This window comes from Malonomonas rubra DSM 5091, from assembly GCF_900142125.1.
In the GTDB taxonomy this organism is placed as follows: domain Bacteria; phylum Desulfobacterota; class Desulfuromonadia; order Desulfuromonadales; family Geopsychrobacteraceae; genus Malonomonas; species Malonomonas rubra.
On the sequence record NZ_FQZT01000010.1, the window covers coordinates 103,307 to 128,607 of the forward strand.

The window sequence follows — 25,301 nt, forward strand, 5'->3', positions numbered from 1 at the left end:
CTATCCCTCTTTATGACCTGTGTGGCCAAAGCCCCCTGCCCCACGTTCAGTTTCCGACAACTCTGCCACGTTAACCAGTTCAGCCTGGCACACCGGAGCAATAACCAATTGGGCGATCCGATCACCACGATTAATTGTAAAAATGTCCTGCCCATGATTGATCAGAATGATACCGATTTCACCACGATAATCAGCATCAATCGTACCAGGCGAATTCACCAGGGCGATACCATGCTTGATCGCCAGCCCAGAGCGCGGCCGCACCTGAATCTCAAAACCAGGCGGAATCGCAACGGCCAAACCGGTCGGGACCAGGCAGCGCTCACCAGGAGCCAGTTCAATCATATTCTCCGGCAGAGCCTGAATGTCGAGCCCGGCAGCAAGTTCGGTCATGTAGCGCGGCACCTGAGCGTCAGGGTGCAGTTTTTTAAATTCTACAGTCGGTTTCTGCATTTTTACAACTTTACGCAATGGTGAGATTATCGAGTTTAAGGTCAGCATCACTGACCGGTCCGATAATATTGAGGTTCAGTGAATCATCCGCCAAGATCCGGTTTGCCAGAAGCTGAATTTCAGAGGTCGTGACTTTATCAATAGAAGCAACAATCTCTTCGATATCCGGCTGACGGCCAAGGAAAATCTCGTTCTTCGCCTATCGTGTCATCCGGTTATCGGAACTTTCCAGCGACATCAACAGCGTTCCTTTGAGTTGTTCTTTTGCCATCTGCAATTCTTCTTCGCTGACTTGCCCGGCCTTCAGCAAAGCAAACTGTTCCAGCGTCACCTGCACGGTTTCCCACAATTCATCGCGACTGGTGCCACCATAAACAACCAGAGCACCTGCATCTGAGTGCACATTCAGGTAGCTGTAGACAGAATAAGCCAGGCCGTGTTCTTCACGCACTTTCTGGAACAGGCGAGAGCTCATGCTGCCACCGAGGATGCTGTTGAGCAGTTGCTGGACAAAACGATCTTCATGGTTCTGTGGCAGCGCTTTACAACCGAGGCAGAAATGAACCTGTTCCAACTCTTTATGTACGACCTGCAAACCCGGGCGATAAGCGGGCAAGGTGCAGCGATTGTTTGCCTCTCCTGAATTAACGCCCTGAAACGCCTGCTCAATCTGGGCACGAACCTGGTGATGCTCAAGATCCCCAGCAACTGCGATCAATATATTTCGACCTACATAACGTTTTTGCATCATCTGCAACAGGTCTTCGCGAGAAATGCGTCGCACCGTGTCGCGGGTCCCAAGGACTGGCCGTCCGAGCGGATGTAAATGCCAGATCGACTCGCAGAACAGATCATGCACCTGATCGTCCGGCGTATCTTCGACCATCGCGAGTTCCTGCAGAATAACGCGGCGCTCTTTCTCAATGTCCTTTTCAGAAAAAATCGAGTTAAGGACAAGGTCGGAGAGCAGATCTATGGCTTGGGGGAGTTTATCGCCAAGGACCTTGGCGTAATAGCAGCTGAACTCCCGGCCGGTGAAGGCGTTAAGCACTCCACCGACCGAGTCGATCTCTTTTGCAATATCGAGGGCGAACCGATTGGTCGTCCCTCTAAACAGCATATGCTCGACAAAATGAGATATACCGTTGTGGCCTTCGGTTTCGTGGCGCGAACCGTTCTGCACCCAGAAACCGATAGATGCAGAGTGAAGCTCCGGCATCCGCTCGGTAATGACGCGGATGCCGTTATTCAGCGTCGACTGCTGCAACATGGCAAACCGGATTAATCTTCTTCCGGCAATTCCTGACCGAGGGCAGCCTTGCGGGAGAGCTTGATTTTGCCCTGACGGTCGATGCCGATGCATTTCACCAGAACTTCGTCACCTTCATTGAGAACGTCGGTGACGTTACGGACACGCTCGTTGGCCAGTTCGGAGACATGAACCAGGCCGTCGGTGCCGGGGAAGATCTCGACGAAAGCACCAAACTCCATGATCTTCTTGACCTTGCCCATGTAAAGTTTATCGACTTCAGCTTCCTGGGTCAGGTCGCGGATCATCTTGATCGCAGCCTTGGCGGCAGCGCCGTCGCTGGATGCAATCTTGATGGTGCCGTCATCTTCGATGTCGATGGCACAACCGGTCGCATCGATGATGCCACGAACGTTCTTGCCACCGGAACCGATAACGGTGCGGACCTGATCCGGCTTGACCTTGATGCTGGTGATCTGCGGTGCATGCTCGGACAGTTCAGCGCGCGGCGTGTCGATCGCCTTGGCCATCTCGCCGAGGATGTGGATACGGCCTTCTTTTGCCTGCTCCAGCGCCTGCTGCATGATCTCCTTGGTGACACCGGTAATCTTGATGTCCATCTGCAAAGCAGTGATGCCATCAGCAGAACCGGTGACTTTGAAGTCCATGTCGCCGAGGTGATCCTCGTCACCGAGAATGTCGGACAGAACTGCGATGTCATCGCCTTCCTTGATCAGACCCATGGCGATACCAGCGATCGGCGTGGTCACCGGCACACCAGCGTCCATCAGCGACAGAGACGCGCCACAAACCGAAGCCATCGAGGAGGAACCGTTCGATTCGAGGACATCGGAGACGATACGGATGGTGTACGGAAAGTCCTCGTGCTGCGGCAGGATCTGGGCAGCGCTGCGCTCGGCGAGGAAACCGTGACCGATTTCGCGGCGGCCCGGGAAAAGGCGCATGCTGGTTTCACCAACGCAGAACGGCGGGAAATTGTAGTGCAGCATGAACTTCTTGAATTCCATCCCCTGCACATTATCGACACGCTGCTCGTCGGTACCGGTGCCGAGAGTGGTGGTCACCAGCGCTTGGGTCTCGCCGCGGGTAAACAGGGCGCTACCATGAGCGCGCGGCAGGACACCGACTTCGCAACTGATCGGACGAATGGTGGTCATGTCGCGGCCATCAATACGAACGCGTTCCTTGGTGACCATGCGACGAACAACGGTCTTTTCAACTTTGCCGAGAGCTGCGGAGATTTCCTCTTCACGACCCTCAAACGTTTCGGCCAGTTGCTCTTTGACGTCAGCGCGGATGTCAGACAGGGCCGCATAGCGATCCTGCTTGACGCGGATATTGAAGGCTTCGGCAACCTTCGCTTCAGCCAGTTCGGTCACTTTAGCGACCAACTCTTCATCGGCCTGCGGAACGACGAACTCACGCTTTTCTTTACCGACCAGCGCAGCCAGTTCTTCCTGCAGCTTGATCAGCGGTTGCAGCGCTTCGTGGCCGAAGAAGATAGCATCGAGCATCTCCTGCTCGCTGAGGAAGTTGGACTCACCCTCAACCATCATGACGGCATCTTTAGAACCGGAGATAACAATTTCAACGTCGCTCTCGGCAATCTGCTCATTGGTCGGATTGGCAACGAACTCGCCATCAACGCGGCAAACACGCACCGCAGCGATCGGCCCTTCGAAAGGAATGTCGGAGACTGCAACAGATGCTGAAGCGGCAACCATCGCCAGGGTATCCGGATCGTTGACCATGTCGGCGGAAATGACCGAAGGCATGATCTGAGTCTCGAACATGTAGCCCTTCGGGAACAGCGGACGCATCGGACGGTCGATCAGGCGGCAGATCAGGGTCTCGCGCTCAGTCGCACCACGCTCGCGGCGAAAGAAGGAACCGGGAATCTTGCCAGCTGCGTAGAATTTTTCAGCGTAGTTGACTGTCAGGGGGAAGAAATCCTGCCCTTCGCGCATTTTTCTTGCGGAAACGACAGTACAGAGGACTTTGGTGTCACCGTAAGTGACAATGACGGCGCCGTCAGCCTGACGGGCGACTTTACCAGTTTCGATGGTCAACGGCTGACCATTAAATTCAACTTCTACCTTATGAAAGGCCATATTTTCTCCTTTTTGCGTTCTTCAGCCATCTGAAGAACAATCAGCTTAAAAAAATAGCTGTTGGAGGTTGGCCTGAGACAACCCTGTTCATAGGAACAGAGACTCTCTCCGGACAGCCTCCAGAGCTACAACGGTGTGAAAGGAAAAGGCAGCATGCCCTTTTCGACATGCTGCCTTTTGATTTAGCGGCGAATCCCGAGAGCTTTGATGATCGTCCTGTAGCGCTCGATGTCCTGCTTGATCAGGTAGTCAAGCAAGCGTCGGCGCTGACCAACCATCTTCAGCAATCCACGGCGGGAATGGTGATCCTTCTTGTGTGTCTTGAAGTGATCAGTCAGGTAAGTGATCCGCTCAGTCAAAAGAGCAATTTGGACTTCCGGGGAACCCGTGTCGCCTTCATGGCGCTTGAATTCGTTGATAATTTCCTGTTTACGTTCTGTGCCCAGCACTGTGGTCTCCTTTTAGTTTACAAATAAAGCCAGTGGCGGTGGCTTGTTTTCTTCGTTTGAACCTACGCTATCTACCATAACTCTGGTTCATATGTAAAGAATATTTGAACGATTTTATTGACCGACAAAAACCCGTATCAGCTCAAAATCTCCACGTTTTTCCTTCTTGCGCTGCGGTGCAAATCGGGCCATGGCCGCAAGGCTACCCTTGATCTGCAAGCGCACCATCTGCCCATCGGTAATTTCTGTTTCGCACATCGTTTGCTCACGTGTCGGCGGCACACCGCAGCGCAAGGACGAAACGGCTTCGTTTCGCACATTTACAGCGGGATGCTCGGCCAGCGCAGCGTCCATCGACAACAGTCCAGGCAGCTCACCCTCGGCAGTTTTCAGCTGATCGAGAGTCACGCACTCATCGATATGAAAGAGACCACTTCGGGTTCTGCGCAACGCCGTCATGTGCGCCCCGCAGCCAAGCTCAGCTCCGATGTCATCAATCAGGGTACGGATGTATGTTCCTTTCGAACAATCGACATCGATGGTGACAAAGGGGAAATCGACAGCGATAATCTCCAGCTTGCTGATAGTTACCGGGCGCGCTTCACGCTCAACCTCTTTCCCCTCGCGAGCCAGTTTGTAAAGCGGCACACCGTTTTTTTTCAGTGCCGAGTACATCGGCGGCACCTGCATGATGTCACCACGGAATTTTTCGCAGACGGCGTCCAGTTGGGCGGGGGAAAGTTCCGGCACATCTTTCACGGCCAACACCTCCCCTTCCGAATCGAGGGTGTCGGTCGCAACCCCCAGTTTCAGCGTTGCCCGGTAACTCTTGTTATCGGCAAACAGGAACTGCAGGACCTTGGTGCCATCGTTGACCGCAACCGGCAAGACTCCCGTTGCCAGGGGATCAAGGGTCCCGGCGTGTCCGACTTTTCGGGTCTTGCAAATGCGGCGCACGTGACGCACGACGTCATGCGAGCTTAACCCGGCGGGTTTATCTATCAACAGAAGTCCGTGCACGTGAATAAATCAGATGAGACGATCGAGCAGACGGGAAACAGTCGCCCTGGCTTCTTCGAGAGAACCGTTGACCTTGGCTCCTGCAGCATTGTGATGACCACCACCGCCCAGTTCACGGGCCATGGCGCCGACATCAATGGTGCCCCGCGAGCGCATGCTGATCTTATAGGCGTCAGCTCCGATCTGGCGAAAGAAGAGAGCAACCTCAACACCGCGGATAGCGCGAGGATAGTTGACAAAACCATCGGTGTGCTCTTCAGACGCTCCGGACTGCTTAAGAATGTCTTCGGTCATGGCAACCGATGCATAACGACCACAGTCAGAGATTTCCAGCGTTGGCAGCACCAAGCCGAGCAATTTCATCCGCTCCGGCGCCAGACTTTCATACAGGCAACTGGCAATTTCCCAGGGGTCAATACCCATACCGACCAGACGACCGGCAACACTAAAGGCTTCAGGATTGGCACTTGAATAACGGAACGAACCGGTATCAGAAAGAATACCGAGGTAGAGCGGCTTGGCGACATCCAAACTCATCCGGTAATCACACTGCTGCAGTACCCGGTCAATCAAGACCGCCGTAGCACTGGCAGTGGTGTCGACATAGCAGATATCACCGAATTCGGAATGAGGATGATGATCGATGTTCACCAGAGCTTTACAGCACTCCTGCACAGGCACTCCGGCACGTACCAGATCACCCGAATCGAGGACAAAAGCAACATCGAACTGTTTATTTTCCGGCAGAGTGGTGACCAGCTGATCGAACCCGGGCAGGAACTGCATGATCTGCGGAACACCGTCAACATTGAGTGCCACCACGTCTTTACCCATTTCGCGCAGGGCGTTGGCCAAACCAAGGGTCGAGCCGATGGCGTCGCCGTCCGGGTTTTCGTGCGCAACAACGAGGAAACTTGTGTTCGCCTCAATCAGGTCAACTATCTGCTGAATCATCCGTATCATCATCCTTTAAATCGTCCTGAACCTGACGCAGCAGGTCGTCGATTTTACGTCCGTAACCGATCGACTTATCATATTCGAAACGCAGCTCCGGGATAAAACGCATACGGATAACCTGTCCCAATTGTCGGCGCAAATAAGGAGCAACGCTTTTCAGACCACGTTCTGCGTCCTTACGCTCAGTCGCTTCATCGAGTACGGTAAAAAAAACCTTTGCGATGCTCAGGTCTTTCGACACGGTCACACCAGTAATTGAGACCGGGGCAACGCGCGGGTCCTTGATGCCATGCATCATCAACAGGGCGACTTCTTTATGGATCTGTTCTGCGACCCGTTCTGGACGATAACCACTCAAGAAAAATCTTCTCCGTAATGCAGAAACTCGACATCGGTGTCGAGCAACTCGGCGAAACCACAGCTTTCGATTTCGCTTTCGACCTTATGGAAAACCGACTCCAATTGTGACTCGGAGCCGGCTGTCATACTTAATCCAATCACGGCACGTTGCAACAGATCCTGACAGCCGACTTCGGCAACCGAAACCGGATAACGGGAACGCAGTCGCGCCGTTATTTTATTAACCTGCGAACGCTTCTGTTTCAGACTCTGGGTGTCGTACAGACGGATGTCCAGTCTCAATACACCGACAACCATAATCAGAGCCTTTCACCGTACCATTAAAGCGTCGTTTTGATCTCTTCCATCTCGAAGGCTTCGACAATGTCGCCAACCTTGATGTCGTTGTAGTTCTCCAGACCGATACCACATTCGTAACCGCTGGCAACTTCCTTGACGTCATCCTTGAAGCGTTTGAGGGAGCTGAGCTTGCCTTCCCAGATAACAACATTATCACGTACCAGGCGAACCTGGGCATTACGCACAACCTTGCCATCGAGGACGTAACAACCGGCGATGGTTCCGATGCGGGAAACATGGAAAGTTTCGCGCACTTCGACACGACCCAAGTCCTTCTCGCGCAGGGTCGGTGCCAGCAGGCCTTCCATCGCGTCACGGATATCGTTGACGGCATCATAGATGACACTGTACAGCCGGATATCGACCTTCTCGGTTTCGGCCATGGTTTTCGCCTTGGTTTCCGGGCGTACGTTGAAACCGAGGACGATTGCGTTCGATGCCGTAGCGAGGGTGACATCACTCTCGGAGATACCGCCAACACCGGTGTGGATGACATTCAGGCGGCAAGAATCTGTCGACAGTTTTTCCAGTGTATCGCGGACCGCTTCGACAGAACCCTGCACGTCGGCCTTGATAATGACGGCCAACTCTTCAACTTCGCCTTCCTGCATTTTAGCGAACAACTGATCGAGAGACACCTTACTGCTCTTGGCCAGATCGATCTCGCGTTGCTTCTGCTGACGGTGCTGGGAAACATCCTTGGCAGCTTTTTCACTTTCAACGGCATGGAATGTCTCACCGGCATCCGGCACCCCACCAAGACCGGTCACCTCGACCGGGAAGGATGGGCCAGCTTCCTTAACCTGTTTACCGGTTGCGGTCGTCATTGAACGAACGCGGCCGAAATGCAGACCGGCAACGATCGCATCACCCTGTTTGAGGGTACCGTCCTGAACCAGAACAGTAGCAACCGGACCGCGGCCTTTGTCGAGACGGGCCTCGACGATGGAGCCCTTGGCACGCTTGTTCGGATTTGCCTGCAGTTCGAGAACTTCGGCCTGCAGCAGAATCATTTCCAGCAGAGTATCAAGGTTGGTCTGCTGTTTAGCAGAGACCTCGACAAAAATAGTATCACCACCCCACTCTTCCGGCACCAGTTCGAACTCGGTCAGTTCCTGCTTGACCCGCTCCGGGTTGGCTTCCGGTTTATCGATCTTGTTGACAGCAACGATCAGCGGGACACCGGCAGCCTTGGAGTGGTTGATCGCTTCCTTGGTCTGCGGCATGACGCCGTCATCAGCAGCAACCACGAGAATAACGATATCGGTCACACCAGCACCACGGGCACGCATGGCGGTAAAGGCTTCGTGACCCGGGGTATCGAGGAAGGTGATCTTGCGACCGTCCAATTCGACGTCGTAAGCACCGATATGCTGGGTGATACCACCGGCCTCACCCTCGGTAACATTGGCTTCACGAATGGCATCGAGCAAGCTGGTTTTACCGTGGTCAACGTGACCCATAATGGTCACCACCGGCGGACGAGTCTTCAGATCCTCGGCATTATCTTCTGCCTCTTTTTTCGCTTCGACTTCAAGAATGGTCTCTTCGTCGAAGGCAACGTTTTCAACTTCGTAGTTGAATTCGGACGCAAGGATCGCTGCGGACTCGTAATCGAGGGGATGGTTGATAGTCACCATCGACCCCTGGCGCATCAATTCAGCAATCAGTTCGTTCGCTTTGACGCCCATCCGTTTAGCGAGTTCACCAACAGTGATCGAGTCACTGATGCGGATAATCCGCTTGATCGCTTTACTGATGGTGACTTCAGTCTGCTTGGTCTGTTTCGCCTGCTTACCACCGCGCTTTTTCTTCCCGCCCATGCGGCTCGGCTCAAACACCTCAACCCTTCTGCCGCGCCTGGAAACCCGTCCGTCCTCACCATTGTCATGGTCGTTACGACGTCCCTTCTTGCGCTTCTTATTGCGGCCTTCTTTTTCCGGCAGAGGTTGTTCCATGGGGGCCGCAGGAGCAACATCAACCCGTTTGCGACCACGTGCGGGAGCACCTGCATCGGGTCTGGCACCCGGCCGTTGCGGCCGATCCTGTCGTGCCGGACGCTCCCCGTTACGACCACGGGAACGGTCCTGGCGATCCTGTCCTGCAGGTGCAGGCTTGGGCAACTCGACCCGACCGAGGATCTTGGCCTTATCTGCGGTCGCTTTAACTGTCTTCTTCGGCTTCGGCTCTTCAACCGGTTTGGTTTCCGGTTCCGGCTTAGGAGTCGGGGCAGGCTCTTTGGCCACTTCCGGTTCCGGCTCGGGAGTCGGAGCAGGCTCTTCGGCCACTTCCGGTTCCGGCTCGGGAGTCGGAGCAGGCTCTTCGGCCACTTCCGGTTCCGGCTCAGAAGTCGGAGCAGGCTCTTCGGCCACTTCCGGTTCCGGCTCAGGAGTCGGAGCAGGCTCTTCGGCAACCTCCGGTTCCGGCTCGGGAGTCGGAGCAGGCTCTTCGGCCACTTCCGGTTCCGGCTCGGGAGTCGGAGCAGGCTCTTCAGCCTTTTTACGCACGACAGTTTTCCGCCGACGGATCAGGCCCGGCTTGATGCGAGCTTCCTCGATCTTCTCTTCTTGCGGAGTGTCCAGCGCCTTGAGCTTCTGCAGATCTTCATCAGTGAGAGAACTGGCGTGGGATGCCACTTCAACCCCGGCATCGGCAAGCTTGGCCAGCATCTCCTTGTTTTCAAGCCCAAGTTCTTTCGCCAGTTCGTATACCCTCTTGCCCATCAATTCTCCCTTACCAGTTGCTTATATCTTTGCAATTCAATCAAAATTGCATCTGCCAGAGTGCCTTTTTGCACGGCAACAGCACTCCGTTCCCCTTTACCTAAAATCTGCCCAAGCAGATCCTTGGTTAACATCTGACTGCATTCTACCTTGTGGTGTGCCGCCAAAGACTGAAGCTTCTCGGCAATTGCAGTCGAAATGTCATTCGTCACAATAACCAAGGCGAAATCACTCGCCTGGCGCAGGCCGGTCATGATGGCGTTCGTCCCAGAGACCACCTGCCCCGATTTCCTGCCCATTCCGAGCAGGCTTACTATTTTCTGTTCCAGTGCCGAAGTCAACTGGTTCGTCAGATCTGACAATTCGGCATTTTTACACTTCCCTTTGAAACTGCGCTGAAACTGCTTTCGCTCAACGGCAGTATGCAAACACTCCAGATCGATACAGGTGTAAGCGCCCCGACCCGGCAAGCGATTCCGGTAGTCAACCACAAGTGCACCGTCCGGCGCAACGACATAGCGGACAAGTTGCCCCTGTGGTTTTGTCTCACGGCAAGCAACACAGGAGCGATGCGGGCCTTTATCAGCAGACAAGCTTACTCCTAAACCTGATCGTCATCCTTGGTCGCATCTTCTACAGCCTCTTCGGCTTCCACGACAGGAGTTTCTTCAACCTCGGCGACAGCGTCTACCTCAGCTGCGTCAACAGTCTCCTCGGGCGCTTCTTCAGCAGAAGCCGCCTGCTGTTCTTCTTCCTGTGCGTGGGTCTCGCTCTTGATGTCGATCTTCCAGTTGATCAGCTTGGCGGCGAGGCGGACATTCTGGCCTTTTTTGCCGATCGCCAGCGAGAGCTGATCATCCGGCACGATAATTTCCATCGATTCAGCTTCATCATCGATATAAACCCGGGACACTTCAGCCGGAGCCAGTGCCGCACAAGCAAAACGGGCCGGATCGGGAGTCCAGGGGATAATATCGATGCGCTCTCCGCGCAACTCGGTCACAACATTCTGTACCCGGGAGCCACGCATACCAACGCAGGCACCAACCGGATCGACATCGATGTCATGCGACTCAACAGCAATCTTCGCCCGACTGCCCGGCTCACGGACAGCATTTTTGATTTCGACGATGCCTTCAGCAATCTCCGGCACTTCCGATTTGAACAGCGAAATCAGCAGGCCAGGATGGGTGCGCGAAAGAATGATCTGCGGCCCCTTGGCCGACATTTTCACTTCAGAGATGTAAGCGCGAACGCGGTCAGACTGGCGATAGTTTTCCCGCGGCACCTGTTCGCGGTTCGGCAACAGGGCCTCAGCACGACCGAGGTCGACGATCAGGTCGCCACGCTCGTAGCGGCGCACGATACCGTTAACAACTTCACCAACACGGTCCTTGAACTCGTTGAAAACACCTTCACGCTCAGCCTCGCGTACTTTCTGGATAATCACCTGCTTGGCTGTCTGAGCGGCAATCCGACTGAAGCTGCCAGCTTCCATCATCATGCCGAGGGAGTCACCAACCTCGACATCCGGGTCAACCTCGCGAGCCTCCTCGATATCGATCTCCTTGTAGGAGTCGACCACTTCTTCAACAACGGTGACGAATTCGAACACCTCGACCTCACCGATCTCATCGTTGAAGTGAGCTTCAAGATCACGCGTGTTGCGAAACTTCTTGTTCGCCGCGGAAAGGACTGCGGATTCGAGAGCTTCGACCAGAATTTCGCGATCGATCCCCTTGTCCTTGACCACCTGATCGATGATGTGATTAAGGTTGCCCACCATCTTGTCATACCCCTTTTGCTGTCTGTAACAGCCGTTTTTTGTTTAAACTCTACTGCCGTTAGCGCAGTTAAAACTCATATTCCAGATTCGCTCTTTCGATCTGATCCAACGGGATCTTGACCTGCACAGCGTTTTTTTCTTTCAATGTCACAACAACATCGGCCCCGGCCATTCCGTCCAGAGTCCCAGTAAAAGACTTACGGTTGCGCCCACGCCCATCCGGGTCACAAGCGACAACGGTTTTGATCTTTACGTTTTGCCCGGCGAAACGGTCAAAATCTTTTGCCTTCTTCAAAGGCCGATCGAGACCAGGCGAGGACACTTCAAGGTTGTACGCCGTTCCGATCACATCCTCAACATCAAGAATAGCGCTGATCTCACGGCTGGCCTCAGCACACTGATCGAGCGTGATACCACCTTCTTTATCCAGGTAAAAACGCAGCACCCAGCCGCGCCCTTCCCGCTGGTACTCAAGATCAACCAATTCCAGGCCCAGATCATCCAGAATCGGTTGTACCAACAGCTCTACCTGTTCAACAATTTGCGCCAATTTCAGCCTCGTAATAACAAAAAAAAGCGAGCCGAGGGCTCACTTTCCAAGGGTGGTACGTCGTGAAAACTCAATGTTGATACCACTTCACATTTACAAAAGCAAGTAAATAATTAATCCTTCACCGCTTAAACAGCAGCGTTGCAGCTTTACGTTTTTGCTGCTGAAGTTTCGTCAGCATTTGCGCCGGAAACTCTGGTTTACCCAGATAGGCTGTCGCGGTCTGAAGAAAAGATTCAATCAGGCCGCTTATCGTCTCTTCAACCTCCGCGGAGGGTACACCCATCTTTTCCAGAGACCGTTCCAGCTGCGCCTTGTCACGATCAAGTCCCTGCGTCAGAGCGAATTCGAGCGGCAATTCTATGACCACCTGCAGGCAGATCCGATGAAAATCGCCGAAATAGCGATTACTCCGGTCGAAGAAGCTGACCTGAATCCCGTTTTCAAGCGTCACTTTTTTCACCATATCAGCCATTCTTGCCACTCTCTTTTAACCTCTGCATCTGCTCGTCGAGGTAATCGATACGGCTGAACAGCCCCCGCAAGATGCGCACATCGCGGTCATTCAGTTCAGCCCGGCCGAGGATACGGCGGAAAGCACGCAGGATATGATCCGGGTTCTGCGGATCCAGGTAGGCGACACGGGTCAATGATTCGCGCATGTGCTGAAACATCCGCTCCAGGTCATCATTTGAAGCCAGACTCTTGCGACCGTGCTCTGCACCTGCCATCTCCCCTTTGGTCTTACTGATTTCGTACAGGCAAAGAGCCACCGATTGTGCCAGGTTCATTGATGGCAACCGGTCGCTGGTCGGGATGGTGACAAAACGCTGACAAAGATCGAGTTCAGCCGTATGCAACCCCTTATCCTCACGACCGAAAACCAGTGCAACCTTGGCTTCTGCAGTCACCGGCAGTAGCAATTTCGCCGCCTCATCCGGATGCAGCATATCCTCGCGGTAGCGACCGAATCGCCGGGTCGTGCCAATACTCAAAGCACAATCAGCCAGAGCATCCTCGAGACGGGTAAAGATGACAGCCTCTTCCAGCACAGTGGTCGCCTTAACCGCCATCTGCCGCGCTTCATGCAGCAGATGATCGGTCTGCGGATTGACCAGGCGCAGCTCGACCATACCGAAGTTAAGCATGGCCCGGCAGACCGAACCGATATTGCGCGGGCCCTGAGGTTCGACCAGCACGATGACAACGTTTTCCGTATTCACCTGGACTTCAACTTTCTAACGACCGAGGTCCCCGGCCGCAAACTGAATGATACCGGCGGCGAGAATTGCTGCCGACTCGGTGCGTAGAATCCGTGGACCAAGGCTCACCGGCTGAACCCCCTTCGCCCGAGCCTGTTCGATTTCCTCTTTCGTGAAACCGCCCTCGGGGCCGACCATCACCGCAACCCTGTGCCCCTTAAATTTATTTATCGTCTCGGATAGCGGCCAGGCACCTTCGCCTTCGTAGCAAAGCAGCGACATTTCGGCATCTGCGCACTCAGCCAGAGCCTCCTGCCAATCAACAACCGGTGACAACTCGGGAATTTCCCCACGACGACACTGGCGAGCCGCTCTCAATAGCACGTTTGGCCAGCGATGAGATTTCTTCTGCCCGGAATCACGTTCTTCCATGGTTGAGGATTTTGCCGACTGATAGGGAACGATGCGCACGACACCAATTTCGGTCGCTTTCTGCAGGACCAGTTCGAAACGCTCCTTTTCCGGCAAAGCCTGAAATAGAGTGATTCGCAGAGGGCTTTCCGACGGTGGAATTTCAGCAAAGGGCAACAGGGTAACCGAGTCGTCGTTCAACGCGACGATGCGGACACGGTACTCCTGCTGTTGCGGGTCGCAGGCGGTGAAAATTTCACCAATCCGCCCTCGCCAGCAGTGCAACGCGTCAACGACCTCACGACCGAGAGTGACTTCCTGATCGAGCTGGGGAATGTCCGGCAACCGGATACGACTGATTGCACCAGCCGTATTAATACATTTGCGGGTCGAACCCGAGCTCCCGATATTGACGGAAACGGGCGCGGGAGAGCTCATGACGCTGCGGATCAAAGACTTCAGCAAAATCGATAACCAATTCGAATTTCTTTAAATAACCGGGGGAACAGGGCTCCCCCATAATCAATACAGATGCACCGTTCGGATTCTCTTCACGAACGCTGATCACGATCGGTTCGTCGAGACAATCGACCGAACCGTTATTAAACGCATGTGGTAAAAAAGCGCCCTTATCCCAAGTCCACATGAAACGATCGAGCGCGACCGCCTGATTGTCGTCCTGCACCCGGATGAGGATTTTTTTGTCGAGAGCCTGTTGTTCTTCAGCCAACTGGCAGAGCAGCCGTGCTTTCTCCGGCCGCTCAAGCTTGGCAAATCTAACAACTGTCACGACCCTGTTAACCGCGCTCGATCAGCAGTGGCAGCAGCTGGTGACCAGCAACCAGCAGGCCGCTTGCCTTCGCTTCAGCCTCGCTGTAACCGGCAACAGAAGCAGCTTCATCTGTCCGGGAATCGAACATGATGAAGGGAACCGGGTCGGACGTGTGGGTTCGCTTGGCGACAGGTGTCGGGTGATCAGGGGTGACCAAAATCCGGCAGTCACCAATCTGCTCCAAGCTGTCGAGCACGGTGCCGACGACATCACGATCAAAATCCTCGATCGCCTTGATTTTCTCCTGCAGCAGTCCGCCGTGAGCTGCCTCGTCCGGCGCTTCGACGTGGACATAGATGAAGTCTTTCTCTGCCAGCGCCTTGACCGCGTACTCCCCCTTGCCCTTGTAGTTGGTGTCGATGTAACCGGTCGCGCCAGGGACCTCGATGTTGTCGAGTCCGGCATTAACGCCGATGCCCTTGATCAGGTCGACAGCAGAAATAACCGCACCGCTCAGATCGAATCGCTGCTGGTAAGTTTCCATCTGCGGCTTGCGGCCATGGCCCCAGAGCCAGATCGAGTTGGCTGGCACTTTGCCGTTCTCTTCACGCTTGTGATTGACCGGATGGTGCGCCAGAACCATCTGCGCAGCATTGGTCAGGTGCATCAATTCTTTGGCACCTTCACCTTGAGGCAAATAGTCTTCGATACTCTGGGTGATGATATCGTGCGGCGGGGTAAACTTGAGCTGATCGCGGCCGTTCTTCCAGACCAGCAAGTGGCGATAGGAAACACCGGGATAGAATGTGAACTCATCATCCCCCAGTTCTTCCTGCAGGGTTTTGATCAGCGCAGCAGCTTCTTCGGTTGAAATATGACCGGCGGAGAAATCACCCATGTACATTTTGCCATAGTGAGCTTCCAGCCAGACGAAGTTAAGTCGAAATGCGACATCATTCGGCCCCAGTTCGACCCCCATACTGGCCGCTTCCAAAGGCGAGCGTCCGCTGTAGCAATCGGCCGGGTTGTAGCCAAACACCGAGAGGTTGGCGACATCGCTGCCAGGGTGGAAACCTTTTGGCACCGTCGCAGCCAAACCGATTTTGCCGGCTTTCGCCAAGCGGTCCATATTCGGAGTATTGGCGACTTCCAGCGGTGTTTTGCCACCTAGCTGATCATTCGGTTCATCTGACATGCCGTCGCCAAGGAGAACGATATACTTCATAAATTCCTCTTCTATTCCGGGTTCAGCCCCGGGGATGGTAACGCTGATGCAGTTGCTTCAGCCTTTCCTGAATGACATGGGTATAAATCTGCGTCGTCGAAATATCAGCATGCCCAAGCATGGTCTGTACCGCGCGCAGATCAGCACCGTTTTCCAACAAGTGGGTGGCAAAAGAGTGCCGCAACATGTGCGGATAAACATCCTGCCGAATCCCGGCCTGCAGAGCGTAACGTTTCAGGTTTTTCCAGAACCCCTGGCGCGACATTGCCTTGCCACTGCGGTTCAGAAAGACCTGCTCGCACCCGGTTGATTTCTGCAGTTTCGGCCGCCCATTCTGCAGATAATCGCCGAGGATTTCAAGTGCCACCTCTCCCAAGGGGATCAAACGCTGCTTCCCCCCCTTACCGAAAGCGTTGACACAGCCAACATCCAGCTTGAGATCGATCAGATTTAAGCCGACCAGTTCCGACACCCGCATCCCGGTGGCATAAAGGGTTTCCAGCATCGCCCGATCGCGCAGGGTCATCGGGGTTGCATCGCCTGGAGCACAGAGCAGATCCTCGACCTGCTGCTGCGACAGCAGCTTCGGTAAACCCGGCAAAGCACGGGGCGACTCGATCAAAGCGGTCGGATCGATCTGCGTATATTTTTCCCGCAGAAGAAAACGGTGGAACATTCGCAGCGCACTTAAGTGGCGTGCCCTGCTGCGTGCCGAAAGACCATCTTTTTTCAGAGCAGCAAGAAAATTGATGACCATCTGCTGCCGAACATCGACAAGCGCAGTCAGTTTTTCCTTGTCGACCAGAAAATCGATATAACGGCTCAGATCGCGACTGTAAGCGCTTAACGTGTTTTGCGCCAAGCCACGCTCAACTTTCAGATGATTGATGAAATAGTCGAGATACTCATCCATCGACAGGGCAACCGCTTAGGCAATCCGCTCCAGCATGGTCTGGCGGATCTGCTCGATCTTCTCTGGATCGGTTATTTTCTGGCCAAAAATATCGCTGACATAAAAAACGTCGGCCGCCTGGTCGACCTTTGTCGAAATTTTTGACACAGCGATGTAAAGGCCCAATTCACTTAAAGTTCTGGCAATATTGTAAAGCAGGCCAACCTTGTCGTTGGCAAAGATATCAATAACCGTGTACTGGTCAGAAACTTCGTTATCGAACTCGACTTTATTCGGCCGTTTCGGTTTCTCCTTGGTCCGCTGCATGTAATCCGGTTCACGCTGCGCCTTCTCGACCATCTCCTGCACGTTCAAACGACCTTCGATGGCTGCGATCAAGTCTTTCTCTACCCGCTTGAGTTTGGCCTCGTTGCTCACAATATCGCCGACAGCGCTGTTGACCTGCAACACGTCGAGCACGGCACCTGTCTTGCGGGTATGAATCTGGGCACCAAGGATATTGATCGAATGTCCTGCCATGACTCCAGTAATAATTGAAAAAAGGCCTGGAGAATCGATCGTCGCCAGGGTCAACTCGGTATAGCCGGTTTCAGGCACCTGTTCGGCCTGTAACGCCAGAGTCTTTCTACCTCGCCCCAACGCCAAACGCAGGTGCGGGATGATCTGCTTGGAACGGTAGCTCATCAGGTAGCGGGTATTCAAACTGTTGATTGCTTTGTTGATGCGACTTTCCGGGAATTCTCCAGCCAAGGCTTCGCGGACTTTGCGCTTGCGGTTGCGGACCTTCTCTGAACGCATCTCCTGGAAAAAATCTTTCTTTTCCAGCACATCGTAGGTTTTTTCATACAGTTCCTGCAGCAGTTGCCCCTTCCACTCCGACCAGACGTCCGGCCCGACGGCCTTCAGGTCGGAAAAAGTGAGCAGGTAAAGCATGCGCAGGTTTTCGCTCATCCCCATCAATTCGGCGAACTGGGTGATCATTTTCATATCATGCAGATCTCGCCGCTGGGAAATGTGCGCCATTTTAAGGTGGTGCTGCACCAGGAACTGCAACCGATGGCTGTCTTCCCGGTTCAAACCCATTCGGCGGGAAATGGTCGGGATCATGGCCGCACCGCGACTGCTGTGGTCGCTACCACTGCCTTTACCGATATCGTGAAACATGATCGACAAAAGCAACAACTCGCGCTTTTCTATGTTGTTGGCAACATCAGTCAGCAGCGGATAAGCTTCAGCGTACTCGCCGGCCCACAGCTTCCCCATCTGTTCGATGGCGAACAGGGTATGAATATCGACGGTGTAAACATGGTAAAGGTCGAACTGCACCTTGCAGAAAATATTCTTGAATTCCGGGATAAAGGCATTTAGCACGTGCAGATGATGCATCTTACGAAGAATTTTCCCGACATTCTTCGGATGACGAAGGATGCTCATAAAAGACTCATTCATCTGCTTGGATCGCCGCACCTTGTCATTGATCAGGTGCAGGTCCTCGCGGATCAAAGCCTTCAGTTTCAGGTTGAGCTTGACACCATGCCTCTGAGCCAGCTCAAAAGCAGTCATAATCAAGGCCGGGTTCTTTTTGAAAATTTCCTCGTCGCTGCAGCCTAGCTCTCCACGGCCGACGGTAAAACCATGCTCCAGGGAACGTCGTGAGAAGAAACCGACGATTCCGGTCTGCAGCTTATCACGTTGTGTCGCCTCGACAATCATGTTGGACGCGAGATGTTCAACATGGGCCGCGTGCTGATAATAGTTCTGCATGAACTGTTCAACAGCAGAGCCTTTTCTTCCATCTTTATAGCCGAAAGCATCAGCGATCTGTCGCTGCAGTTCGAAAGTGATCTGATCGCTTTTGCGCTGCCCAAGAAAATGCAGGTAATTACGAATTTTCCAGAGGTAATCGAGGGCGGCACGGTAGTCAGCAGCCTGGGCTTCATTGATGACACCTTTTATCACCAGTTCCTGCAAACTGTTTGCTTTAAACTTGACCTGAGCAATCCAGAGACAGGCATGCAGATCGCGTAAGCCCCCCTCGCCCTCTTTCAGGTTCGGTTCCAGCATGTAAACCGAAGAACCATACTTTTTCCGACGTTCGTTGTTTTCTTCCAGCTTCAGCTTGATAAATTTCTGTGACTCGTTATTGAGAATGTAACTACCGACCTTGCTCTGAAAGCCGGCGTACACATCAGGGTTGCCACAGAGCAGGCGGGCATCGAGCAGTGAAGTCCGTACCGTAGTGTCATGGCAATGATCGATACAATCCTTGGCCGAACGAACGCTGTAGCCGACATCCAGGCCGAGATCCCAGAGCAGGTAGAGCATACGATCAGAAATGATCTTGGCCACCTCCTCGCCCTTGGGCTCAAAATAGAACATCAAGTCGAGGTCCGATTTCGGATTCATCTCACCGCGACCGTAGCCACCGAGCGCAATCAGGGCACACTGATCAACACCATCCTGGTCGAGGTCGTAGCTGACAACCTGGAACAGGATATCGTTGAGCTGATCAAAAGCCGCCGTCAATTCCTGCACGACGGCACGTCCGGAGGCACCATCGATGGTCATCTTTTTCGTGCGTTCCAGGTGGCTGGTAATGAACTCGCGAGTCGCTTCGAGTATGGCTTGACGCCGTTCCTCATACGGAGCGCTACTGAGTAAACTAGCCGTCGGGAAAGAGGTATTTATATCTGGGACAGTATCTATTGTCATCGCTTAGCAACCTGATCGATAGTCGCCGCATAGTTCTTGACGCCTTTGACAATCGCGTCGGCAACTCGTTTTTGGTAGGCTTTACTTGTGAGACGTTTCTCTTCTCGCGTGTTACTGATAAAGGCTGCTTCCACCAGAACCGAAGGCATCGTTGCCCCGAGCAGCACATGAAACGGACCCTGGCGTACACCAAGATCCTTGATACGGCTGTAGTGCGGTCGCAGACCTGCCACCATCGCCTGTTGCACTTCTGCCGCCAAACGGCTCGATTCGTTGATCTTGGCGTTCGCCATCAAATCGAAAAGAATTGCTTCCAAGTTGCTCACATCCTGCAGCGAAGTGCCATTCTCTCGAGCTGCGACCTCGGCCGCCTGATCGTTTTTGGACAGGTTGAGGAAGTAGGTTTCCAGCCCGTAGGCCTTGCGGCTTTTAGCCGCATTCGCATGCAAAGAGATAAACAGGTCAGCTCCGACCTTGTTAGCATAAGCAGTCCGGTCACGCAGCTCGATAAAGCGATCATCAGAGCGGGTGAGCAGGACCTTCACCCCGAGCCTCTGCCGCAGTTGACGCGCCAGTTCCTTGGCCATGCCGAGGGTGACGTTCTTTTCCAGAACTTTGTTTGGTCCAACAGCACCAGGGTCACGACCGCCATGTCCGGCATCAACAACGATCAACTTGATTCCCTGATCTTTTCGCTGTTGCGGTACATGTAATACCGGCTGATCCGGCACAGTATCGAGAATGCCTGCGATCGAATCATCGGTCGGAGAGGCTCCGCCTGGTTCCGGTTGCTGCACGCCAGCACGGCTCGGGGCGCCGAGAACATCAACCACAAAACGATAAGGATCTTCCAGGTGAGCAAACTTGTATTCCGCCTGCCGGTTCAGATCAAGAACCACGCGCGTGCGCTGTTCATCGTAGCGACTGGTGCGGACACGTTTTACCAGCCCGTTGAGAATCGGCAGGTTCTGTTGCAGCTGCGGAGCCATATCGGTGTAGAGCAGATCAAAATAGATGCGCGGATTGTCACCTTTGAGCATGTTCGGCTCGGCAGAAACAGGCGCTGACAGATCGAAGACGACGCGGGTGTATTCCGGACCACTCCAGTAGCGGATTTTTTCCAGTCGGGGAGAGTCAGCGGTTTTTAAATAGGCGGTCTGCTTGACCGGTGGAACCTTCTCAACTTCAGGTTTCGGCAGAGCTGAAAGCCGCTGTCTGGCTTTGTTCACCATATCGCCCTGTGGCATCTGGTCCGTCAGCCAGCGATAATAACGGTAAGCGGCAGCTTTATCGTAAAGACGGTTTTCTGCAATCTGCCCGGCAGAATAGAGGGCATCATCTGCCAAAGTGTGTGACGGGTAGCGTTCGGCCATCGCCAGGTACTGGTTGACTGCTTCCCGTGCATCCTCCTGACCACCGGACGCACGCGATAAGCCGTCCCAGGTCCGAGCTTTTAAAAACAAGGCCTTGGGAGCGTTGGATGATTGTGAATTCTGCTCGACGTAACGCTCGAAACGCTGGATAATTTTTTCCCAATTGACCCGCTGACGCTGTTGCTGCGCCGATTTGACCAGGCCGTGATAATCACTGCGGATCGCATCATACGATTCGGCAAAAGATTGCTGCGCGTAAAAGAAAATCGCGCCCAGCACCAGCAATAAAAAGTAGAGTCGTAACTTAGACATACGAGAAATCAGAGCAGTTCTTTCAGTTCGTTTAGCAGATTCATCGCATCGAGCGGAGTCATGTTACTCAAATCAGCCGACTCCAGCTTGGTACGGATCACATCGTCTGCATCAGTATTAAAGAGTGACAACTGTGACGATGGCTGCTTTTTTGGTTTATTGCGACTTTCTCCCAAACGCGGCTCGCCCGACTTGCCAAACTCGCCAGCTTCGAGATTCTGCAGAATTTCTTTCGCCCGTTTGATCACCGGATCGGGCAAACCGGCCAGCCGCCCGACCTGGATACCGTATGAACGACTGGCGCCACCGGTAACGATCTTGCGGAGAAAGATGATCTGGTCGTTCCATTCCTTGACCGCAATATTGTAGTTCTTTACCCGCTCGCGCGTCAGTGCCAGATCAGTCAACTCATGATAATGAGTCGCAAACAGGGTCTTGGCGGCAACCGCTGGATTGTCATGCAAATACTCAGCGACCGCCCAAGCGATGCTGACACCATCGAACGTCGAGGTTCCACGGCCGATCTCATCTAGAATCACCAGGCTCTTGTCGGTTGCATGGCGCAGGATGTTCGCGGTCTCGTTCATCTCCACCATGAAGGTTGATTCACCTTTTGCCAGATTATCACTTGCGCCAACCCGAGTAAAGATGCGGTCGACCACACCGATATGCGCGTTCTCAGCCGGCACGAAACTGCCGATCTGCGCCATCAGGGTTATCAGCGCCACCTGCCGCATGTAGGTCGACTTACCCGCCATATTCGGGCCGGTGATGATCAGCAGCTGGTTTTTCTCGTTATCCAGCTCGACATCGTTCGGCACAAAGGCTTCTTTCAACGGCATCCCTTCAACCACCGGGTGACGGCCTGCTTCAATATTAAGAACACCGGAATCATCAATCGTCGGTCGATTGTAATTGCGGTCATGAGCCAGGTCAGCCAGTGCCATCAAGGCATCAAGTGCTGCCAGGGCATCGGCACTCTGCTGGATTCTCCGCCCTTCAGCAGCAGTCTGCAGACGCACCTGCTGGAACAGGTTGTATTCCAATTCAACCAGCTTCTCTTCGGCCCCAAGAACCTTGCTTTCGTATTCTTTCAGCTTCGGCGTGATAAATCGCTCCGCGTTGCTCAGTGTCTGCTTGCGCTGATAATCTTCCGGGATGCGGTCAAGGTTTTTGTTGGTGACCTCGATGAAATAGCCAAAGACCTTGTTGTACTTAACCTTCAGGGTTGGAATGTCGGTTCGTTCACGCTCTTCCTGCTCCAGGCGGGCAATCCAGCTTTTACCATCACGGCTGATGCTGCGAAGCTCGTCCAGCTCTTCGTTGTAACCGTCGCGGATAATACCGCCGTCACGCAGAACAAAGGGGGGATCATCGACGATTGCCTTTTCCAGCAAATCAACCAGCTCCGGCAGCAGGTCGATCTTGGCCCGCAATTCTTTCAGGTATTCGCCGCCTGCAAAAACAAGCAGCTGATCATCGATCCGCGGCAGCCGCTGCAACGAAGTACGCAACGCAGCGACATCCTTGGCGTTAGCACTGGCCATGGCGATTTTGCTGTTAAGTCGCTCCAGATCATAAACCCCGTCGAGCGCTTCGATCAGCTCGATCCGCTGCAAACTGTCGTCCACTAACTGCGCGACGGCTTGTTGACGTTTAAGGATTTGCTGCTGATCGACCAGTGGATAATGGATCCAGTGACGCAGCATACGGCCACCCATCGCTGTCACCGTGCGATCGAGAACACCGAGCAGTGACCCGCGCTTCTTGCCTTCCTGCAAGGTTGCGGTCAATTCCAGGTTACGCCGGGTGGCATCATCGAGCACCATGAACTGGCGCGTGTGGTAGGTCTGTAGCGGGCGGATATGGCGCAGTTCGTCCTTCTGCGTTTGCTGCAGGTAATAAAGCACGGCAGATGCTGCCTCTTGTGCGTGCGGCAAATCCTGACAGCCGAAGGATTGCAGGCCAGAAACGCCGAAAAAGGTCGTCAACTGGTCAGCGGCGTACTCGATTTCAAAAACCCAGTCCGGCAGCAGGTTGAGCATCATGCCGTCGATCACTCCAGCCAGTTTTTTCCGCACATCGACTGAAGCGTCGCCATCGGCAAACAGAATTTCACGCGGCCGCAATGAACCGAGTTCACTTTCGACCTGCGTCAGTCCCTGCACTTGGGTAACGCGGAATTCGCCGGTAGTTATATCGATATGGGCAATGCCGTAAACATCGTCTTCCGCAGCGATCGCCAGCAGGTAGTTGTTCTCTTTCGGTTCGAGGGTGTCGGTGTCAGTCACCAGGCCCGGCGTGACAACACGCACCACCTCGCGTTTGACAATTCCCTTGGCTTTCTTGGGGTCCTCAACCTGCTCGCAGATAGCAACCTTATGGCCATTGGCGACCAGCTTGGCGACATATCCCTGACTGCTGTGAAACGGGATGCCGCAAAGGGGCACCGCGTCTTCATCTCCCTTGTTGCGCGATGTCAGGGTGATACCGAGCACGCGCGAGGCGACGACCGCATCCTCCATGAACATTTCATAAAAATCGCCCAGCCGAAAAAACAGGATTGCATCCTGGTAATCAGCCTTGATTTCCAGATACTGACGCATCAGGGGAGTTGCTACGGACATTCTATCTACCTATTATTACTATCTATATTTAAATATTTGCGAAACTGTTCAAGAACGTTTTCAGAGCAGCGTATGGTAGCAGAGCACCTATCGGAAGTAAACAGAGGATCAGGTTAAAACGGCTGCGCTTGACCCTTGCTGGGCAGAGTGCTAAATAACTCGCTACTTTCGTTTATCAGACAGACGACTACGGATAAGATTTCACCATGAGCGACAACCAGACACAGACAGAAATTTTCGACAAAAACAACTACCAGATCAGCGATCTCGACAGTGAGATCAGAGTCGATCGCCTTTGCTCAGAGCTGCTGAAAGCGTTCCATCAGTACCTGCTGCAGGAACTTAAACTGGAGCCCATCGATGCTGGTTCTCAGGCCGCAGGGGCCGATTACTTTCTACGTGAATTTCTCATCGGCAGCCGGCAGGAAAACATTTTTGACTGTACCGCTAAAAGGGCCCGCCAGTTCGGTGGTCACTGGTATATCATCCGCAACCTGGAGCCGAACATGGAAGAGTTGACGACGTTGCTCTCCGGCACTGCAGGTTTTTATCAGTACTGCGCCCACAACAAATTGATCAGTGAAAAAGATGCGCGAGAAATTACCCGGACCTGTGCCGACCTTGATTACTACCGGCAGCGGATCGAGGATTTTCATGCTATCGTTGGTGATGGTTTTGCTTCCTGGGAAAAGGCTTGCCCCCTCTGATCGGGATTCGATGACTCATGCTACCGGCCAACCCCAAAATACGTGCTGCAGCTTTCTCCATCAGTGGAGCCTTCTTTCTCGCTGCCTTTAAACTGGTGATCGCTATCAGCAGTGGTTCAATGGCAGTAATGGCTTCTGCCGTCGATTCACTGCTCGATATCCTGATGTCAGGGGTCAACTTCATGGCGATCAGGCAGGCAGAGCAACCGCCAGACGAATGCCATCCGTTCGGTCATGGGAAATACGAAACCCTGGCAACATTCTTCCAGGCTATTGTTATCAGCATTTCCGGTGGCTGGATTTTGTACGAATCCTCCCTGCGACTCGCGCACGGAGAAGGGCCGACAAACGTCGACCAGGGGATCGGCATCCTTGCCTTCAGTGCCGTCATTTCCTGGTTTATTGCCAGCTACCTGCGCAAAGTCGCCAAGCAGACGGACTCGACCGCGCTGGAAGCAGACTCCCTCCACTTCCGCATGGATATCTACAGCAACCTTGGCCTGATGGCGGGGCTACTGCTGATCCGCTGGCTCGAAATCGTCTGGATCGACGCCGCCCTTTCCCTGCTGGTTGCATCCTACATTCTGCATGAAGCCCTGCAGCTGATTAAACGCAGCCTGCAGGACATTCTCGACACGGAACTGCCGGAAGAAATCAAGCAACAGGTTCATGACCTGATTACCGAGCATGACGCTGCTTTCAGCGGTTACCACGGCCTGCGCACCCGTCGCGCCGGTTCATCGAAAATCATGGATTTCCATTTGGAGGTCTGCAAAGAAATGAGTGTTTTCGAAGCTCACAAAATTGCCGACAGCCTGGAAAAAAAGATAGAGAAAAACATTCCTGGCGCTGATGTCATTATCCACATCGAGCCATGCCACAAAAGTGCCTGTCCCGGCAGAACAACCTGCGAAGAGACAAAAACCAGGCTGATGGATTCTGAGTGGACGCTGAAAACCGTGCGCGGCAGAGCACCGCGCTGCGAGAACAAAAAAGGTCAGAGAAGCAATAAAGAACAAGATTAAACTT

23 protein-coding genes are annotated in these 25,301 nt (G+C 53.7%); 2 read left to right on the forward strand and 21 right to left on the reverse strand.

All coding sequences use genetic code 11. From position 1 onward, the window contains the following. The 21 genes from dut to mutS form a co-directional block, all read right to left on the reverse strand. Entirely contained in the window at positions 1–453 is a 453-nt protein-coding gene (gene dut, locus BUB13_RS13380; protein WP_072909270.1) for a dUTP diphosphatase, read from the reverse strand. 199 nt (positions 454–652) lie between these two features. Further along, a complete protein-coding gene (locus BUB13_RS13385) occupies positions 653–1,723 on the reverse strand; it encodes a M16 family metallopeptidase (protein WP_244151877.1) in 1,071 nt (356 codons plus the stop codon). A gap of 11 nt (positions 1,724–1,734) precedes the next feature. After that, positions 1,735–3,834: a polyribonucleotide nucleotidyltransferase gene (gene pnp / locus BUB13_RS13390; protein WP_072909271.1), complete on the reverse strand. Its 2,100-nt coding sequence runs from the start codon at positions 3,832–3,834 to the stop codon at positions 1,735–1,737. Between the two features lie 182 nt (positions 3,835–4,016). Beyond that, complete coding sequence (gene rpsO, locus BUB13_RS13395; RefSeq protein ID WP_072909272.1) at positions 4,017–4,283, reverse strand: 30S ribosomal protein S15; 267 nt, start codon at positions 4,281–4,283, stop codon at positions 4,017–4,019. A gap of 114 nt (positions 4,284–4,397) precedes the next feature. Further along, positions 4,398–5,288, reverse strand: a complete 891-nt coding sequence (gene truB / locus BUB13_RS13400; protein ID WP_244151878.1) for a tRNA pseudouridine(55) synthase TruB — start codon at positions 5,286–5,288, stop codon at positions 4,398–4,400. 24 nt (positions 5,289–5,312) lie between these two features. After that, the gene (locus BUB13_RS13405; protein ID WP_072909274.1) at positions 5,313–6,257 is read right to left on the reverse strand and encodes a DHH family phosphoesterase; all 945 of its coding nucleotides are present in this window, start codon (positions 6,255–6,257) and stop codon (positions 5,313–5,315) included. Then, the gene (gene rbfA / locus BUB13_RS13410) at positions 6,238–6,618 is read right to left on the reverse strand and encodes a 30S ribosome-binding factor RbfA (protein WP_072909275.1); all 381 of its coding nucleotides are present in this window, start codon (positions 6,616–6,618) and stop codon (positions 6,238–6,240) included. The genes BUB13_RS13405 and rbfA overlap by 20 nt, the downstream gene beginning before the upstream one ends. Beyond that, the gene (locus BUB13_RS13415) at positions 6,615–6,917 is read right to left on the reverse strand and encodes a DUF503 domain-containing protein (RefSeq protein ID WP_072909276.1); all 303 of its coding nucleotides are present in this window, start codon (positions 6,915–6,917) and stop codon (positions 6,615–6,617) included. Before BUB13_RS13415 ends, rbfA begins: the two co-directional genes overlap by 4 nt. A 23-nt stretch (positions 6,918–6,940) precedes the next feature. After that, entirely contained in the window at positions 6,941–9,682 is a 2,742-nt protein-coding gene (infB, locus tag BUB13_RS13420; protein WP_072909277.1) for a translation initiation factor IF-2, read from the reverse strand. Next, positions 9,682–10,275, reverse strand: coding sequence for a YlxR family protein (locus tag BUB13_RS13425; RefSeq protein WP_072909278.1), 594 nt, complete (start codon positions 10,273–10,275; stop codon positions 9,682–9,684). The genes infB and BUB13_RS13425 overlap by 1 nt, the downstream gene beginning before the upstream one ends. Positions 10,276–10,283: 8 nt before the next feature. Then, complete coding sequence (gene nusA, locus BUB13_RS13430) at positions 10,284–11,468, reverse strand: transcription termination factor NusA (RefSeq protein WP_072909279.1); 1,185 nt, start codon at positions 11,466–11,468, stop codon at positions 10,284–10,286. 67 nt (positions 11,469–11,535) lie between these two features. Further along, positions 11,536–12,024 carry a ribosome maturation factor RimP gene (locus tag BUB13_RS13435; RefSeq protein WP_072909280.1) on the reverse strand — a complete coding sequence of 163 codons (489 nt, stop codon included), beginning with the start codon at positions 12,022–12,024 and terminating at the stop codon, positions 11,536–11,538. 115 nt (positions 12,025–12,139) lie between these two features. Beyond that, positions 12,140–12,493, reverse strand: a complete 354-nt coding sequence (locus BUB13_RS13440; protein WP_072909281.1) for a hypothetical protein — start codon at positions 12,491–12,493, stop codon at positions 12,140–12,142. After that, complete coding sequence (locus BUB13_RS13445) at positions 12,486–13,241, reverse strand: RNA methyltransferase (RefSeq protein WP_072909282.1); 756 nt, start codon at positions 13,239–13,241, stop codon at positions 12,486–12,488. The genes BUB13_RS13440 and BUB13_RS13445 overlap by 8 nt, the downstream gene beginning before the upstream one ends. A gap of 15 nt (positions 13,242–13,256) precedes the next feature. Beyond that, entirely contained in the window at positions 13,257–13,976 is a 720-nt protein-coding gene (locus tag BUB13_RS13450) for an RsmE family RNA methyltransferase (RefSeq protein WP_072909283.1), read from the reverse strand. 28 nt (positions 13,977–14,004) lie between these two features. Next, positions 14,005–14,421: a DNA polymerase III subunit chi gene (locus BUB13_RS13455; protein ID WP_072909284.1), complete on the reverse strand. Its 417-nt coding sequence runs from the start codon at positions 14,419–14,421 to the stop codon at positions 14,005–14,007. Between the two features lie 7 nt (positions 14,422–14,428). Beyond that, entirely contained in the window at positions 14,429–15,628 is a 1,200-nt protein-coding gene (locus BUB13_RS13460; RefSeq protein WP_072909285.1) for a cofactor-independent phosphoglycerate mutase, read from the reverse strand. 22 nt (positions 15,629–15,650) lie between these two features. Continuing rightward, on the reverse strand, positions 15,651–16,541 hold the full coding sequence (xerD, locus tag BUB13_RS13465; protein ID WP_072909286.1) for a site-specific tyrosine recombinase XerD: 891 nt from the start codon (positions 16,539–16,541) through the stop codon (positions 15,651–15,653). Positions 16,542–16,556: 15 nt separating this feature from the next. After that, positions 16,557–19,253 (reverse strand): [protein-PII] uridylyltransferase, encoded by a 2,697-nt coding sequence (gene glnD, locus BUB13_RS13470; protein WP_084092126.1) that lies wholly within the window; start codon positions 19,251–19,253, stop codon positions 16,557–16,559. Continuing rightward, complete coding sequence (locus tag BUB13_RS13475; RefSeq protein ID WP_072909287.1) at positions 19,250–20,938, reverse strand: N-acetylmuramoyl-L-alanine amidase; 1,689 nt, start codon at positions 20,936–20,938, stop codon at positions 19,250–19,252. Before BUB13_RS13475 ends, glnD begins: the two co-directional genes overlap by 4 nt. Positions 20,939–20,946: 8 nt before the next feature. Beyond that, a complete protein-coding gene (gene mutS / locus BUB13_RS13480; protein WP_072909288.1) occupies positions 20,947–23,565 on the reverse strand; it encodes a DNA mismatch repair protein MutS in 2,619 nt (872 codons plus the stop codon). A gap of 206 nt (positions 23,566–23,771) precedes the next feature. Between mutS and BUB13_RS13485 the strand changes: the two genes are divergently transcribed. Both BUB13_RS13485 and BUB13_RS13490 read left to right on the forward strand, forming a co-directional pair. Then, positions 23,772–24,272, forward strand: coding sequence for a hypothetical protein (locus BUB13_RS13485; RefSeq protein WP_072909289.1), 501 nt, complete (start codon positions 23,772–23,774; stop codon positions 24,270–24,272). 17 nt (positions 24,273–24,289) lie between these two features. After that, positions 24,290–25,297, forward strand: coding sequence for a cation diffusion facilitator family transporter (locus BUB13_RS13490; RefSeq protein WP_072909290.1), 1,008 nt, complete (start codon positions 24,290–24,292; stop codon positions 25,295–25,297). Positions 25,298–25,301 lie beyond the last annotated feature (4 nt).

Excerpts from the sequence above, each read along its gene's own strand:
- dut (WP_072909270.1), bottom strand. The coding sequence starts at position 453 with ATGCAGAAACCGACTGTAGAATTTAAAAAACTGCACCCTGACGCTCAG.
- BUB13_RS13385 (WP_244151877.1), bottom strand. The coding sequence starts at position 1,723 with ATGTTGCAGCAGTCGACGCTGAATAACGGCATCCGCGTCATTACCGAG.
- pnp (WP_072909271.1), bottom strand. The coding sequence starts at position 3,834 with ATGGCCTTTCATAAGGTAGAAGTTGAATTTAATGGTCAGCCGTTGACC.
- BUB13_RS13405 (WP_072909274.1), bottom strand. The coding sequence starts at position 6,257 with ATGATTCAGCAGATAGTTGACCTGATTGAGGCGAACACAAGTTTCCTC.
- BUB13_RS13415 (WP_072909276.1), bottom strand. The coding sequence starts at position 6,917 with ATGGTTGTCGGTGTATTGAGACTGGACATCCGTCTGTACGACACCCAG.
- infB (WP_072909277.1), bottom strand. The coding sequence starts at position 9,682 with ATGGGCAAGAGGGTATACGAACTGGCGAAAGAACTTGGGCTTGAAAAC.
- nusA (WP_072909279.1), bottom strand. The coding sequence starts at position 11,468 with ATGGTGGGCAACCTTAATCACATCATCGATCAGGTGGTCAAGGACAAG.
- BUB13_RS13440 (WP_072909281.1), bottom strand. The coding sequence starts at position 12,493 with ATGGCTGATATGGTGAAAAAAGTGACGCTTGAAAACGGGATTCAGGTC.
- BUB13_RS13460 (WP_072909285.1), bottom strand. The coding sequence starts at position 15,628 with ATGAAGTATATCGTTCTCCTTGGCGACGGCATGTCAGATGAACCGAAT.
- xerD (WP_072909286.1), bottom strand. The coding sequence starts at position 16,541 with ATGGATGAGTATCTCGACTATTTCATCAATCATCTGAAAGTTGAGCGT.
- glnD (WP_084092126.1), bottom strand. The coding sequence starts at position 19,253 with ATGACAATAGATACTGTCCCAGATATAAATACCTCTTTCCCGACGGCT.
- BUB13_RS13475 (WP_072909287.1), bottom strand. The coding sequence starts at position 20,938 with ATGTCTAAGTTACGACTCTACTTTTTATTGCTGGTGCTGGGCGCGATT.
- mutS (WP_072909288.1), bottom strand. The coding sequence starts at position 23,565 with ATGTCCGTAGCAACTCCCCTGATGCGTCAGTATCTGGAAATCAAGGCT.
- BUB13_RS13485 (WP_072909289.1), top strand. The coding sequence starts at position 23,772 with ATGAGCGACAACCAGACACAGACAGAAATTTTCGACAAAAACAACTAC.
- BUB13_RS13490 (WP_072909290.1), top strand. The coding sequence starts at position 24,290 with ATGCTACCGGCCAACCCCAAAATACGTGCTGCAGCTTTCTCCATCAGT.